15 protein-coding genes are annotated in these 14,194 nt (G+C 67.0%); 4 read left to right on the top strand and 11 right to left on the bottom strand.

What is annotated here, in order from left to right:
* Positions 1-89 precede the first annotated feature (89 nt).
* Positions 90-1,139, top strand: a complete 1,050-nt coding sequence (locus J2T23_RS16300) for a helix-turn-helix transcriptional regulator (protein ID WP_307361674.1) — start codon at positions 90-92, stop codon at positions 1,137-1,139.
* A gap of 86 nt (positions 1,140-1,225) precedes the next feature.
* Here the strand turns inward: J2T23_RS16300 and J2T23_RS16295 are convergent, their stop codons facing one another.
* A complete protein-coding gene (locus J2T23_RS16295) occupies positions 1,226-1,732 on the bottom strand; it encodes a DinB family protein (RefSeq protein ID WP_307361672.1) in 507 nt (168 codons plus the stop codon).
* A 23-nt stretch (positions 1,733-1,755) separates the two neighbouring features.
* Positions 1,756-2,646: a potassium channel family protein gene (locus tag J2T23_RS16290; protein WP_307361669.1), complete on the bottom strand. Its 891-nt coding sequence runs from the start codon at positions 2,644-2,646 to the stop codon at positions 1,756-1,758.
* Between the two features lie 66 nt (positions 2,647-2,712).
* On the opposite strand from J2T23_RS16290, the gene J2T23_RS16285 reads away from it, so the two are divergent.
* On the top strand, positions 2,713-3,249 hold the full coding sequence (locus J2T23_RS16285; RefSeq protein ID WP_307361667.1) for a GNAT family N-acetyltransferase: 537 nt from the start codon (positions 2,713-2,715) through the stop codon (positions 3,247-3,249).
* On the opposite strand, the gene J2T23_RS16280 is transcribed toward J2T23_RS16285, so the two are convergent.
* The 6 genes from J2T23_RS16280 to J2T23_RS16255 all read right to left on the bottom strand — a co-directional run bounded on the left by J2T23_RS16280 (position 3,206) and on the right by J2T23_RS16255 (position 10,401).
* Positions 3,206-4,882, bottom strand: a complete 1,677-nt coding sequence (locus tag J2T23_RS16280; RefSeq protein WP_307361664.1) for an FAD-binding dehydrogenase — start codon at positions 4,880-4,882, stop codon at positions 3,206-3,208. The genes J2T23_RS16285 and J2T23_RS16280 overlap by 44 nt on opposite strands.
* A 110-nt stretch (positions 4,883-4,992) precedes the next feature.
* The gene (locus J2T23_RS16275) at positions 4,993-6,021 is read right to left on the bottom strand and encodes a PfkB family carbohydrate kinase (RefSeq protein ID WP_307361661.1); all 1,029 of its coding nucleotides are present in this window, start codon (positions 6,019-6,021) and stop codon (positions 4,993-4,995) included.
* 42 nt (positions 6,022-6,063) lie between these two features.
* Positions 6,064-7,119 (bottom strand): NAD(P)-dependent alcohol dehydrogenase, encoded by a 1,056-nt coding sequence (locus J2T23_RS16270; RefSeq protein WP_307361659.1) that lies wholly within the window; start codon positions 7,117-7,119, stop codon positions 6,064-6,066.
* Positions 7,120-7,150: 31 nt separating this feature from the next.
* Positions 7,151-8,062 carry a carbohydrate ABC transporter permease gene (locus tag J2T23_RS16265; RefSeq protein WP_307361657.1) on the bottom strand — a complete coding sequence of 304 codons (912 nt, stop codon included), beginning with the start codon at positions 8,060-8,062 and terminating at the stop codon, positions 7,151-7,153.
* Positions 8,059-9,027 carry a carbohydrate ABC transporter permease gene (locus J2T23_RS16260; protein WP_307361655.1) on the bottom strand — a complete coding sequence of 323 codons (969 nt, stop codon included), beginning with the start codon at positions 9,025-9,027 and terminating at the stop codon, positions 8,059-8,061. The genes J2T23_RS16265 and J2T23_RS16260 overlap by 4 nt, the downstream gene beginning before the upstream one ends.
* Positions 9,028-9,054: 27 nt before the next feature.
* Entirely contained in the window at positions 9,055-10,401 is a 1,347-nt protein-coding gene (locus tag J2T23_RS16255) for an ABC transporter substrate-binding protein (protein ID WP_307361652.1), read from the bottom strand.
* 276 nt (positions 10,402-10,677) lie between these two features.
* Here J2T23_RS16255 and J2T23_RS16250 point away from each other — a divergent pair, with 276 nt between their 5' ends.
* On the top strand, positions 10,678-11,601 hold the full coding sequence (locus J2T23_RS16250) for an AraC family transcriptional regulator (protein WP_307361649.1): 924 nt from the start codon (positions 10,678-10,680) through the stop codon (positions 11,599-11,601).
* A 68-nt stretch (positions 11,602-11,669) separates the two neighbouring features.
* Positions 11,670-12,566: a diacylglycerol/lipid kinase family protein gene (locus J2T23_RS16245; RefSeq protein WP_307361646.1), complete on the top strand. Its 897-nt coding sequence runs from the start codon at positions 11,670-11,672 to the stop codon at positions 12,564-12,566.
* A gap of 24 nt (positions 12,567-12,590) precedes the next feature.
* Here J2T23_RS16245 and J2T23_RS16240 read toward each other — a convergent pair whose 3' ends face one another.
* The 3 genes from J2T23_RS16240 to J2T23_RS16230 all read right to left on the bottom strand — a co-directional run bounded on the left by J2T23_RS16240 (position 12,591) and on the right by J2T23_RS16230 (position 14,173).
* Positions 12,591-12,857, bottom strand: a complete 267-nt coding sequence (locus J2T23_RS16240) for a hypothetical protein (RefSeq protein ID WP_141161340.1) — start codon at positions 12,855-12,857, stop codon at positions 12,591-12,593.
* 92 nt (positions 12,858-12,949) lie between these two features.
* Positions 12,950-13,390 carry a hypothetical protein gene (locus J2T23_RS16235; protein WP_307361643.1) on the bottom strand — a complete coding sequence of 147 codons (441 nt, stop codon included), beginning with the start codon at positions 13,388-13,390 and terminating at the stop codon, positions 12,950-12,952.
* 261 nt (positions 13,391-13,651) lie between these two features.
* On the bottom strand, positions 13,652-14,173 hold the full coding sequence (locus J2T23_RS16230) for a hypothetical protein (protein WP_307361640.1): 522 nt from the start codon (positions 14,171-14,173) through the stop codon (positions 13,652-13,654).
* Positions 14,174-14,194 lie beyond the last annotated feature (21 nt).

Here is a 14,194-nt window from a genome sequence, read left to right as displayed (position 1 = left end):
TGCGATCCCCTCGCCGGGGGTTTCTGGGCACACTGGAATCCCCCCAACCAGGGGATTGCCGCACTGGCCGCCGGGACGATACTGGAAGTATGTGGGAGGAGCGCGCGGAGCGTGCCCGGCGGGAGATAGCGGCCATGGCCGCCGCCGGGATAGACCTGGCAGACCTCTACGCCTCGGCGCTCGCCGTCGTGCAGCGGGAGGTACCGTTCGAGCAGGGCTGCTGGGCCGGCGTCGACCCCGATTCGATGGCGATGACCTCCATCTCCAACTGGCAGCCATGGCCGGTGTCCAGCCACCAGTTCGAGGAGTACTTCCTGCGGTTTGCCCAGTCGGAGTACACCGGCCGGGAGCCGAACACTTTCGTGGAACTCCTGCGGCGTCCACGGCCCGTGGCCAGGATCTCGGACGCGCCGCACCGGGAGGTGGCCGGCAGCGTCCGGATCAACGACCTGCTCAGGCCGCTGGGCCTGGAACACGAGCTCCGCGCCGCGTTCCGGGTGGACGAGGCGTGCTGGGGAGTGGGCAGCATCTTCCGGGAAGCCGGCCGGGATTTCACCGACCGGGAGGTGGAGTTCCTCTCCGCCATCACCGCCACCCTGGCTGCGGCGACCCGCGCCGTGGTCCGCGTGGCGCGCGCCGCCGGACCGGCCGCCGTCGGGCCCGTCATTGTGCTGGCCGGCCTGCACGGCGACCTGCGCGCCGCTACCCCCGCGGCCGCTTCCTGGCTCGCAGCCGTGGAGGATGCGGCGCCGGGGCGGTTCAGCCAGACGCTCTATGCGGTGGTGGCGCAGGCCCACGCGGCAGTTTCCGGGACAGCCCGGGCACGGATGCGGGACGCCGCGAACAACTGGGTGGTGCTGCAGGCCAGCCGGCTGATCACCGGCGATGACCCGCAGCAGATGGTGGTCACCGTTGAACCGGCCACCACCCACGAACTCGCGAGCCTGCTGCTGATGGCGTACGGCGTCACAGCCCGGGAACGCGATGTGTGCCTCGAGGTGCTGACGGGCAGCTCGACGGCGGAAATCGCCCGTCACCTGTTTATCTCACCGCACACGGTCCATGACCACCTGAAATCGGTCTTCGGGAAGGTGGGGGTCGGCAGCCGGGGCGAGCTGGTGGCGCGGCTGGTGGCGTGACTGGCTGCGCCGACCTGCTGATGGTGGCAGGGAGATGCCTGGCGGGATCCAACCGGTCGAAGGACGAAGCACCGATCCACGCCGCGTCAGCCGGTGCTTTCCTCCGCCAGGATCTGTTCGCGCAGGATGTCCGCGTGGCCGCAGTGCTGCGCCAGTTCGCGAAGCATATGCAGGTACAGCCAGCGCAGCGGGACGGGTCCCCGCCTGTTCCCGGTTACCACGTCATCCAGGCCAAGGGGAGCGGCCGCGGCCCGGGACGCGGCGCAGGCCTCCCGGTGGGCTGCCCGGACGGAGGCGATGGTGTCGCCGGCATCCAGGATGAATGACTCGTCCGGCGTGGCAGGGATGCCGATCTCGCGGCGCGGGCGGCCGGTAAAGGCCTCATCGAACCAGACCTTCTCCACGAACGTGGCATGCTTTACCAGGCCCAGCAGCGTGGTGCGGGACGGGACCAGCCGCCGCCGTGCCTGCTCCTCGGTCAGCCCATCCAGGCAGGCGTTGAGCCCTGCCCGGTGCTCATCCAGGAAGAACTCGAACTGGACGCGCTCAGGCTCGTGGATGACGTCGTCCATGGAGTGGAAGTGGGAGGCCATACGCAGACCCTAGCAAGTGGACGTCAGCTTCGCGGAGCCGGGGGCCGCCGGTGCCGGTGGTGGAGCTCGTAGTGGTCGAACACGTCGGAGGACGTGTCTCCCACATGGCCGAACTTCCCGCGCAGCACGCCTGCCAGGTCCTCCAGGGCCGCGTAGAGCATCCGACCCGCAAACCGAAGTTCGGTGTTGTCGCTGTCCTGGGCTTCTGACGCCAACTGGTGGGCGTAGGCGAGGGTGGCCGGCAGCGATCCCCGCTGTTCCACCTCGTGGAAGTAGTACGTTTCGTGGAACGACAGGAGGTCGATGCTGACGGACGCCACATTTTCGGCCATCGACTCCAGCAGTGCCGCCGCGTGGCGGGCTTCCAGGGAGGCGATGCCGGCGGGGCCGGCCGCTTCCCGGAACAGGTTCAGCTGGTGGGCCAGGGCGCGGCGCCGGCTCAGTGCCGGGTAGGTCTGCAGGATCCAGGAAACCGTGGCCGTGAGCAGGCCAAAACCGGCCACCGCCTGGAAGGCCATCACCAGCCGAAGTATCGGATGGACGGCAACGATCTCGCCAAATCCCGCCGTGGAGAGTGCCACCAGCGAGATGTACAGCGCCTCGGCGAAGTCGGCCTTGCGGGGGATGTCGTTGGAGTAGGAGAAGCCGGCGGGCAAATGCGGAAGGTACAGCAGCGCCCAACCCACCGCGGCCAGGGTGGCCCAGGCGGCGATGACCGCAGCCATGGCCAGCGGCGCGGCGACGGAGGAGGCACCGCCCCTGAGTTTCCTGGACAGGAGCCAGAACCCGCGCATGATGGTCCGGCCCACCGGTCCTGAACCATGCGGATAAAGCAGGGTGTGGAAGACGTCGGCGATCATCAGCAGGATCAGTGCCGCCCCCACCGCCGTCAACAGCACGCCCTCGAAGTCCATGCCTCATCTTAAGTGCACCGGGATTAAGTACCGCGGAGTGCCCGGTCCGCTGCCTAGGCTGGCGCAATGGACTTTCAACTTCGCCAGGCCACGCCGGGGGATGCCGAAGCGGTGGTGCTCATGCAGACGCAGGCTCACGAGGAGTGCTACCCGCACCTGCTGTCGCCGGATTTTTTCCAGCAGCGCAGGGCGGCCATCCCGGAACGGGTGGAACGGCGGCGGGCTTTCCTGGACACCGAGGAGCCGCGCATCCTTGCGTTCGACGACTCCGGCCAGTTGGTGGGCTACGCGGACGCCGGTCCCGGACGCGAGGATGACGCCCCTGAAGCCCTGGAACTGTACTCGATCTACACACTCCGGCGGACCTATGGGACTGGCCTGGGGGCAGCACTGGTGAGCGCCGCCGTCGGCCCCGCCCCCACGTACCTGTGGGTGCTCGAGGACAATCCCCGAGCCTTGGCGTTTTACCTGAAGCAGGGATTCCGGCCGGACGGGAAGCGCAACACCCTCCCGCCCGAATGGGAGGCGCTGCCCGAATTCCGGCTGGTGCGGGCGCAGCTTACAGCGCTTGCGCCAGGGACCGCCCCACGGTCCGGCCGGTGAAGATACAGCCGCCCAGGAAGGTGCCTTCGAGTGCGTTGTACCCGTGGGCGCCGCCGCCGCCGAAGCCGGCGGCCTCGCCGGCAGCATAGAGCCCGGGAATGGGATCGCCGTCGCGGTCCAGTGCCTGGCCGGAGAGGTTGGTCTGGATCCCGCCCAGCGTTTTGCGCGTGACCACATGCAGGCGCACGGCGATGAGCGGACCTGCGGCGGGGTCCAGGATCCGGTGCGGCCTGACAGTACGGAACAGCCTGTCGCCCAGGAAACGGCGGCTGTTGCGGATGCCCGTTAGCTGGGCGTCCTTGGAATAGGGGTTCCGTATTTCGGCGTCGCGCTCCTCGATCTGCCGCGATATTTGCCCTTCATCCAGCAGCGGCTGGTCCGTCAGGGCGTTCATCCCGCGGACCAGGTCCGCCAGGGTATCCGCCACAATGAAATCCGCGCCGCGCTCCTTGAAGGCCTCGATGGGGCCGGCCGCGCCTCGGCGCAGCCGGGTCTTTAGCAGGAGCTTGAGGTCCCGGTTGGTGATGTCCGGGTTCTGTTCGGAGCCGGAGAGGGCGAACTCCTTTTCGATGATCCGCTGGTTGAGGATGAACCAGGAATGGCTGTACTGCTGGATGTCCGGTGTGGTCCGGAGGAAGCGGAGGGTGCCCAGCGTGTCGTACCCGGGCAGGCCGGGGGAGGGGAGCCGCCGGCCCAGCGCGTCGAACCACATGGAGGAGGGGCCCGGCAGGATCCGGATGGCGTGGTCCGGCCAGATGGGGTTCCAGTTCTGGATCCCCTCGGTGTAATGCCACATCCGGTCCCGGTTCACCAGCCGCACCCCGGACTGGTCGGCGATATCCAGCATCCGCCCGTCCACGTGCTGCGGAACTCCGGTGACCATCCTGCGCGGCGGTGTTCCCAGCCGGTCCGGCCACCAGCGCCGCACCTGCTCATGGTTGCCGCCGATCCCGCCGGAAGCGATCACCACCGTCTGCGCCCGCAGCTCAAAGTCCCCAACAATGTCCCGGTTGGAGGACACCCCACGCGGCGACGCATCAGGTGTCAGCACGGCGCCGCGCACCCCGGTGACCGTGCCGCCGTCGTAGCTTAGACCATCCACCCGGTGCCGGAAGTAGAACGTGATGCTGCCTGCCGCGGCAGCCTCGCGCGCCTTGTCCGCGAACGGTTCCGACACCCCCGTACCGGTGCCCCACGGGACATGGAAGCGCGGGACCGAGTTGCCGTGGCCGCCGGCCCTGCCGTCCCCGCGCTCGGCCCAGCCCACCAGCGGCGTGAACCGGACGCCCTGCTCCTGCAGCCAGGAGCGTTTCTCACCTGCGGCGAACTCCACATACGCCCGGCCCCACTGCACGGCCCACTCGTCCTCCGGGTGCGGGCCGTGCAGCCGGTCCCATTGCGCCGAGCCCTGCCAGTCCTGCCACGCCAGCTCGAAGGAATCTTTTACGCGCAGCCGGCGCTGCATGGGGGTGTCCACCAGGAACAGGCCGCCCAGCGACCAGAACGCCTGCCCGCCCAGGTTGGCGGCGTTTTCCTGCTCCACTATGGCCACGCGCTTGCCGGCGCGGACCAGCTCGTTGCTGGCCACCAGCCCGGCCAGGCCGCCGCCGATGATGATGACGTCCGCGTCCATGCGTGCCTGCCTGGTTTCGAAAGTTGTTGTGACTGCTTGCCAAGCTATCGCACGTTTTGGCCTGTGTCCGGCTTTTTCATGCCCGGCGCGGAGCGGCCGCCTGCCGCCTGCTAGCCTGCACGCCTGATGCGACGCGGCTGGGTCCGCAAGCAGGCGTCCGCGTCAGGCGATGCCGTCCCCAGCTCCGCCCTGCCGGGCGGGTCGGCGCCGGGGCGGGAACAGGTGATGGCCGCGGCCCTGTTTGCGTAGGCCGCCAGGACGTGCAGGCCACCGGGAGCAAGGGCCGCCAGGCGGGGTCTTGCCCCGGCTCCCAGGAGATCCAACTGCGACAGGCCGGCGATCAGGGCGGCCATGAAGGAGTCCCCCGCCCCGACCGTGTCTGCCACGTCAACAGGTTCGCCCTGCAGTTCCACCCGGCCCTGCCTGGTCATGAGCACAGGCCCCTGCGCGCCGCGGGTCAGGGCTACCAATGCGGGCCCGAGCTCCAGCCAGGCCGCCAGCGACTCGTCGGGAGTCCGTTCCGGATAAAGCCAGCCCAGGTCCTCGTCGCTTGCCTTCACGACGTCGCTCGCGGCCACGAAATCCTCAGCCTGCCGCCGGGCCGAGGCAACGCCGGGGCTGATACCCGGGCGGCAATTAGGGTCGTAGCTGACGGTGGCACTCCTCCGGGCCGCTTCCATCAGGGCAAGCGTGGCGTGGCTGCCCGGAGGAAGCAGCGTGGCGATGGAACCTGTGTGCACGTGCGTGGACGCTTCCACTGCCGCAAGGGCGGGAAGTGACGCGCCGTTAATGTCCCAGGTGACTTGGAAGGCATACGTTGCCGCGCCGTCGTCGCCGAGTGTTGCCGTTGCCGTAGAGGTGGGCGCAGTGCCGCCCCGGACCGGCGCGACGCCGTTGGACCGGAGATGCTGATCGACCAGCAGCCCGTAGGCGTCGTCGTCGTAATGCGTCACCAGGCTTGTCGCAAGGCCCAGCCGTGCGGTTCCCACCGCAACGTTCAGGGGGCTGCCGCCGGGGTGGGCGTGACGCCCGGCGAACCCCCGCCGCGGGTCATCGATGATGTCTACCAGTGACTCGCCGATCACGGTGACCCGCGGACCGCCGGCCGCGAAATCCGTTGCGTTGGAGGGTGTTGGCATGCTGCTTCCTTGCAGGGTGTTGGTGGGGATGTGGTGCCGTGGTCAGCGGCCGGGATAAACCACGGCCTTGAGCTGTCCGGCCTGCTTGCCTGCCTTCAGCGCCTCTTCAGACTCGGACAGGGCGAACTTTCCCGTCACCAGGACGTCCAGGTCCACCTTGCCGTCGGCGAGCAGTTGGATGGCGAGCGGCCAGGTATTGGTGTAGCGGAAGACCCCGGAAAGCCAGATTTCGCGGTTCTGGATGTAGGAGACGGGGAGTTCGACGTCGTCGGCCCCCAGCCCCACAAGGATGACCCTGCCGGCGGGGGCGACGGCTTTGATTCCTGAACGGACCGCCTGAGGTGCACCGGACGCATCGATGAACGCATCGACGTCGAGCCCTTCGGCGCTGTCAGTCCGGGCGTTCAGGGCGTGGGTTGCCCCATGCTCCAGGGCAAAGGCCAGCCGGTCCTCGGCGATGTCGGAAATGTAGATTTCGGTTGCACCGAACGCCCGCGCTGCCTGGGCCGCGATGATGCCGATGGGGCCGGCGCCGGCGATCAGGACCCGGCTGCCGGGCCTGATCTCCGCGCGCTCGCAGGCCCACAGACCCACGGACAGCGGTTCGATCAGGGCTGCGGCTTCATCGCTGACGCTGTCCGGAACGTCGTAGGCGAAGTCGGACTGGATGGTGACGTATTCGGCGAACGCGCCGTCTACCGGCGGGGTGGCGTAGAACTTGATGTCCGGGCACAGGTTGTAGCGGCCGGCCTTGCACTGCCTGCATTTGCGGCACGGCCGCTGGGGCTCGACGGCGACCCGTTGGCCGATGCGGGCCGGGTCAACGGCGCTCCCGACGGCGGCGATCCGGCCGGAGAGCTCGTGGCCAAGGATCAGCGGGTGGTCCACCACGTACGGGCCGATCCGGCCGTGCTCGTAATAGTGGACGTCGCTCCCGCAGACGCCGACGGCGGCGACCTGCACCAGGACCTGGTCCGCGTCGAGCTGCGGGAGCGGCAGGGTTGCCATGGCCATGTCGCCCTGGCCCTTCAGGATGTTGGCACGCATGGTTGCGGGCAGGCCGGCGGTGGGGGCGGGGGACTGGGCGGTGGTGGTCATCGGGATGTTCCTTTCGAAAGTGGCGGGCAAATTACTTGACGGCGCCCAGGGAGAGGCCCTGGACGAGTTTGTCCTGGGCGGCGAAGCCGGCGAACAGCACCGGCAGGGAAATGACGACGGCGGCCGCGCAGACTTTGGCGAGGAAGAGGCCCTGGCCGGATACGAAGCCGGTGAGGAAGACCGGTGCGGTGCCTGCCACCACGCCGGTGAGGACGCGGGCGAGGAGCAGCTCGTTCCAGCTGAAGATGAAGCAGATCAAGGCGGTGGCGGCGATGCCCGGCATCGCCACCGGGGCGATGACCTTGCGGAGGATGAGCAGGAGGTTGGCGCCGTCGATCTGGGCCGCCTCGAGCATTTCCTCCGGAACTTCGGCGAGGAAGGACCGCATCATCCAGACCGCGATGGGCAGGTTCATGGACGTGTACATCAGGATCAGGAACCAGATGTTGTCCAGGGCGCCGACGGTGCGCGCGAAAAGATACAGCGGCAGGATCGCAGCCACCACGGGCATCATCTTGGTGGAGAGGAAGAAGAACATCACATCCGTCCACTTCTTCACCGGCCTGATGGAAAGTGCGTAGGCGGCCGGGATAGCCAGCACCAGGACGAGGACCGTGGAGAGGATGGAGGCGGCAGCGGAGTTGATCAGGGACGGCCACGGGCTGACGCCGGAGGTTTCGCCGAAGAATTCCCGGTACGCGTCCAGTGTCAGGTTTGCCGCGATCGACGGCGGATTGGTGGCTGCGTCCGTCTCGGAGTGGAAGGAGGTCAGGATCATCCACACCACCGGGGAGGCGAAGAGCAGGGCCAGCAGCCATGCAGCGATGCCGGCGGCGGTGTTGTTGCGGGTGGGGTCCATCCGGGTCTTGCCGCGGCGTGCCCTCGTGCTGCCCGGGCTGGCGTGGGTGCTGCTTTGGGGCGCGGCGGGAGTAAGGGTGCTCATCGTGCTGCCTCCTTCTTGAAGAGCGAAAAGACGGTGCGGAGTGCGAAAGTGGCCACGATGATGGTGCCGATGACCACCACGACGCCGGCGGCGGACGCCAGGCCGTATTCGTTGGCGTAGTAGAACGTCTGGTAAATGGCGTAGGGCAGGTTTGCGGTACCCAGGCCGCCCGCGGTGAGGGTAAACACGGAGTCGAAGTTCTGCACGATGTAGATGGCGCCGAGCAGGCCGCCGAGTTCCAGGTACTGGCGCAGGTGCGGAAGGGTCAGGTGCCGGAAGATCGCCCACGGTGTGGCGCCGTCCATCTGGGCGGCTTCCACGGTGTCCATGGGCCGGGACTGCAGGCCGGCGAGCAGGATGAGCATCATGAACGGCGTCCACTGCCAGACCAGCGAAACGATGACAGCCATCAGGGGCGCCTGGGAGAGCAGGTCAAGCTGCGGCGGCGTGGTGTTCGCGAAAAGCGACCAGATCCAGGTAAGGATCCCGTTGACCAGCCCATAGGCGGGATTAAGGAGGGCGTGCTTCCAGATGAGGGCCGCGGCCACGGGGACCACCAGGAACGGTGCAATCAGCAGGGTTCGTGCAAGGCCCCGGCCCAGGAACTTCTTGTCCAGCAGCAGCGCCAGGCCCAGTCCGATGAGCAGGCTGGCCAGGACCACGGAGACGGTGAGGACGATGGTGGTGAAGATGGCCTGGCGGAGGTCGGGGTCGGTGAGGACCGTGGCGTAGTTCTCCAGGCCGGCGAAGGCTGTCTTGGTGGGGCTCAGGCTGTTCCAGTTCAGGAACGAGATGAACAGGGTCACCACGAACGGGAGCTGGGTGACGACGATAAGGAAGATCAGGGCGGGCAGCAGCGGCGCACGCCGTGCCCAGGCCATGGCGCGTTCACGCAACTTGGCACTTCGTGCGGGTTTGGCTGCGGTATGTCCCGGTCGGGAGATACGCGCCGTTGCGGTAGTCATGGGATTCTCCTGCGGTTTTGGTTGGTGCTACTTGTACTTGTTGCCGATTTTTTGGGCAGCGTCCTGGCCCTTGGCCAAAGCTTCAGCCACCGTGCCCTGCCCGGCGATGGCAGAACTGACGCCCTGGGAGACGGTGGTGCCCAGGGCCGCAAACTCGGGGATGCCCACAAACTGGATTCCGACGGCGGGCCGCGGCTGGGTGCCCGGGTTCTTGGGGTCAGCGTTCTCAATGGCAAAGCGTTCGGCCTGGAAGAACGGGGCTGCCTTCTGGAATTCGGCATTCTGGTAGGTGGAAATGCGTTTGCCGGACGGAACCTTCGCCCAGCCGAGCTTGGATGCCACGAGTTGTTCGTATTCCTTGGAACTGGCCCAGGCGATGAACTTCCCGGCGGCGTCCTGCTTCTTGGATGCAGCCTGCTCGGCCCAGGACCAGGTCCACAGCCAGCCGGAGGACTTGGTTTCCTTGACGGGGGCCTGGGCGTACCCGATCTTGCCCTTGACGGGGGAAGTGTCGGCTTCGAGGGCGCCTGCTGCGGAGGTTGCGTCGTACCACATGGCCGTCTTGCCCTGGCTCATGTTGTTCAGGCACTCAGTGAAGCCAGCCTGCGCGGCTCCCGCTTCGCCGTGCTGGCGGACCAGGTTGGTGTAGAACTCGGTGGCTGCCGTGAACTCCGGGCTGTTGACCCGGGCGTTCCAGTCCTTGTCGAACCAGGTTCCCCCGAAGGTGTTCACCACGGTGGTCAGGGGCGCGAAGACCTGTCCCCAGCCGGGCTGGCCACGGAGGCAAATGCCCTTCATCCCCGGTGCTGCGCCGTCCACTTTCGCCGCGATGTCCGCCACCTGGTCCCAGGTGGGTTTGTCCGGCATGGTGAGGCCCTTGGCCTCGAGGATGTCCTTGCGGTACATCAGGAAGGATGATTCGCCGTAGAACGGTTCGCCGTAAAGCTTGCCGTCCGCGCCGGTGAGTGAGGCCGTATAGGCGGGGAGAATGTCCGCCTGGTCGAAGCCGGGGTCCTTGGCAACACTGTCCAGGGGTGCCAGCCAGCCATTGGCGGAGTAGAACGGGATTTCGTAGTTGGACAGCGACGCGACGTCGTACTGGCCGGCCTGGCTGGAGAATTCCTGGCTGATCTTGGCGCGGACATCGTTCTCCGGCAGGATCGTGAAGTTGACGTTGATGCCGGTTTCCTTGGTGAAGTTGTCTGCGGTGAGTTTCTGCAGGTCCTCCATTTGGGGGTTGTTGACCATCAGCACATTGATGCTGTTGGGGTTGCCGGCGGAATTGCCTCCGCCGGCGCCCGCACAGGCCGTGGCGCTCAAGGCGATGCAGAGTGCCCCGGCAGAGAGGACGGCAGCGCGCGTTTTCGGGCGCATAAAGGACTCCTTTGTTCTTCAGGAAGATGCAGGACCGGTGCACCCGGATTGCTGCGTCGGGGTGCCGGGCTGGTGCGCGGCCACCCACCGGAATCCCCGGTGCGCCGTGCTGATGTTCCTCAAGGTTAGGTGTGGGACATACATCACAACTAGCGCCCTGGTTGCCCATTTCTGATACTTATTTTCCGCAGAGGCGCACTGCAGCACGCGCTACGCTGGGAGGGGCGGCCCGAACGCTGTCCGGAATTCATAACCAGCGGATGCACGGAGACCACCATGGCCACAGAGGATGCCGCGCAGGAAGCCACCGCGCGGCTGGCCGAAAGGCTGCTCGGCATGCGGGCCAACCGGGAGGTGATCCCACCGGATCCCAACCACTCGGTACGCTGGCACCAGCACAGCTACCCCAGCCCGCTGGCGCGGTGGAACTACCACCCGGAGTACGAGATCCACCTCATCCGGAAGGGCACCGGAAAGTTCATCGTCGGCGACCACATCGGAACGTTTGAGGCCGGCCACGTGTCGATCGTGGGGTCAGGCCTGCCGCACGACTGGGTCAGCGACCTGGAGCCGGGCGAAGTTTTGGAGAACCGGGACGCGGTGATCCAGTTCGACGGCAAGTGGGTGGAGCAAGCCTCGGCCCTGGTCCCGGAACTGGCGGAGGTCAAGCCATTGCTGGAGCAGTCGGCGCGGGGCATCGAGTTCCTGGGCCAGACCGCAGTGGCGGCAGCAGCGGCCATCGAAGACATGGGCCCAACCACCGGCCTGCAGCGGCTGCAGCACCTGTTTGAATTGTTCGCGCTCCTGGCCGGGGCGCCGGAAGGCGACCGCCGCTACCTGGCCGAAGCCTGGTTCAGGCCGCAGCTGGACGGCCAGGCTGCCGCCGTCGTCGACCTTGTCCTGGAGTACGTGTTCAGCAACCACGCCGGCAGTGTGCGGATGTCTGAGGCCGCCGCGCTGGTGGGCATGCCTGAGCCCACGTTTTCGAAGTACTTCAAGCGGGCAACGGGGCAGAATTTCAGTGACCTGGTCCGGAAGCTGCGTCTGGCCCACGCCCGGCGCCTGCTTGAGCGCAGCGACAAGCCCGTGTCCGAGATCTGCTACGAGGTGGGCTTTTCCAACCTGTCCAACTTCAACCGGCACTTCCTCAACGACGCCGGTGAGACCCCCCGGAACTACCGGCAGCGGCTGCAGGGGTGATTGGGCGGGAGCCCGCCTAGGGTTAAGCTGGAGCCACCCGCACCAGGAACCTGGAGAACACGTACGCCATGGCTGATGACGGAGTACCCACCGCACCTTTTGACCGTGCCGTCCTGATTTTCAACCCCGGCCGGCCCGGGATGGGCCAGCGGCTTGAAGAATTGCAGCGGGATTTGGCCACGGACCTGCCGGGCCTGCGCGTCGACCTGCTGCCCACTGACTTCGCGGGGCACGCCCGTGAGCTTGCGCGGACCGAAGCGGGCCGCGGCACGCCGCTCATCGTTTCGGTCAGCGGGGACGGCGGGTACAACGAGGTGGTCAACGGCGTGATGGACGTGCCCGCCAGCACGGCCGTCTGCACCGTCCTTCCTGCGGGAAACGCCAACGACCACTACCGGAGCATGCCGGTGCGGACCCTCCGGGAAGCCGTGTCGGCGGGCCGGGTCCGGCGGATCGACCTCTTGCGGATCACGTTCAGCACCAGGGCGGGGGAGCGGGTCCTGTACGCACACTCATACGTCGGGTTCGGACTGACTCCCTTGATGGCCATCGGCATCGAACAGGGCGGCAAAGGAAAAATCCTGGAGCTCATCTCCGTTGCCCGCACCCTCTCGGGACTTAAGCCCTTTGAGCTTGTGCGGGACGACGGGGCCACAGCTCGGTTCGACAGCCTGATCCTGGCCAACATTTCGCGCATGGCAAAGTACGGGACCGTCAGCGAGTCCCACCACCCGGACGACGGCCGGTTCGAGGTGGTGACGCTGCCACACGCCGGGCTGGTGAAAATGGCATTAATGACGCTCCGCGCCGTGACCCTTGGGCTGGGGCATCAGCCGAGCGTCAGCAGCTACGCCTTCTCGACCCGGGAGGCTGTCCCCTGCCAGATCGACGGTGAGGTGGTTTACGTTGAGGCCGGAACCCATGTCCTGGTTGAAAGTGCGCCGGGCGCCCTGGCCACTGTCTGAACCGCAGGCCGTCCAGAAGCGTGGCTAGGGCTGGACGGAGTCGAAGAATTTGTAGTCCGGGTCCGGTTGGCCGGGCTCGGCCTCATGGGATTTCATGCGAATGAAATCCACGTCCTGCTGGCAAAGCGTGGTCTCGCCGTGGGCATCGTCGTTGGTGCCTTGGCCCGTGGCCGCACTGATTTCCGCGGAAATTGTCCGCGGAAGGATCATGCAGCCGGGGTTGGCCAGCAACCACTGCGTCACCGGGCCGGGAAGCCGGTTCCACTGGTCTCGAATACGGATGTCTGTCATGGGGTGCCTTTCGTGGTGGGGGAGGGCGCTGCCACGCCCGGGATGCCATGGTGCCGGCCGCGGTGGACGCAAGCGGCTCGGGGCAGTAAGGCTTAGTCGAAGTGGATCTCAGCGGCGGCCCTGCGAAGGGATCCGCGGCGCTCTTCCTCGACCAGGCCCAGCGCATCCAGCTCGTTGCTGTGGTCAGTACGTTCCTGGGCCGCCTGGTTCGAGATATCACGCAGGATCAGGCCCACGAGATGGGCCAACCCCGCCTTGAGGTCAACCAGGTTGGTGTTGCTGATCAGGAGGCGGCGGTCCGAGACCCTCAGCTCCACGTCGCTGTACCCGGCATCGGCCAGGCGCTGGCGGGTACCGGCCCCGTGCAGCAGATCGACCTCGCGGGGCTGGGGCCGGCGGGAAAAGACAGCCGGCACGGTATACCGCGTTGGGCCTTGGGCAGTGCCCAGGTCGTGGGGCAACGCGGATGCGAGGACTCCGCTGACCGATAGCGCCGAGTCGGCGCGTACGGCAGAGTCTTGAATGGTGGTCATGGTGGTCTACCAGCCTTCTAAGGATGCACTGCCGGATCCCGGGACGCGGGCCGGAGGTGGCTGCGCAGGGGACCCGGGACCGGATCGCCTGCAGGGGAGGGCAACGGGTTATGCCGGTCTGGCCCGTGAATCACTTGCGGCCACCCTCGTTGTACCGATTCCTTGCCGCGCCGGCGTCGAAGTTACTCGGTACGGCGCGCGCCGGCGGCCGGTGAAGGCTGCCGGAGAATCAGGCTCATTTCCGGGGCAACGGATGTCCTGTCACGATGTCCCGAGATATTTTGAGTCTACGCCCAACAGCGGGTCCGCAGGGCGCGGAGCGGGAACCGGATCGCCGAATGAAGGACGCCGGCCGGACCGGTAGGCGGAATCAATGACGGATTCGACTTCGTCGAGCACTGTTTGGTTTCCGGGGAGGACCACATGGGCAAGGAATTCCGATTCAAGGGTTGCAATCCCCGCGGCCGCCGCGCCGAGCTTGCCGTCGATCGACATGGCCAGGGCTCGCCAGGATTTGCGGTTGGCCCGTTCGAGGACTTTCGCGTTGGCTTCGTGGACCCGGCTGTCCGCGATGTCCCCGCGAATGGCCAGGGCGCCATCTGACTGCAGCAACGGCATGACAATCCGGAATTGCCGTCCGGCGCCCCGGAACGCCACCGCGCTCCGGTCCCCTCGCTGGGTGAACAAGATGTCCGTTGCCCCGTAGTCCGTGAGCGCCTGCCTGATGTGCTTCCGGGAAGCCTCACTGCTGAAGGAATCGCCGCGGGTGTAAGGGCTTGTCATCTCCTAACTATGCGCCCCGCA

Origin of the sequence: Pseudarthrobacter niigatensis, from assembly GCF_030812615.1 — a bacterium.
Taxonomy (GTDB): Bacteria; Actinomycetota; Actinomycetes; order Actinomycetales; family Micrococcaceae; genus Arthrobacter; species Arthrobacter niigatensis.
The sequence above is the reverse complement of the archived record's forward strand: the minus strand, read 5'-3'. Positions and strand labels throughout refer to the sequence as shown.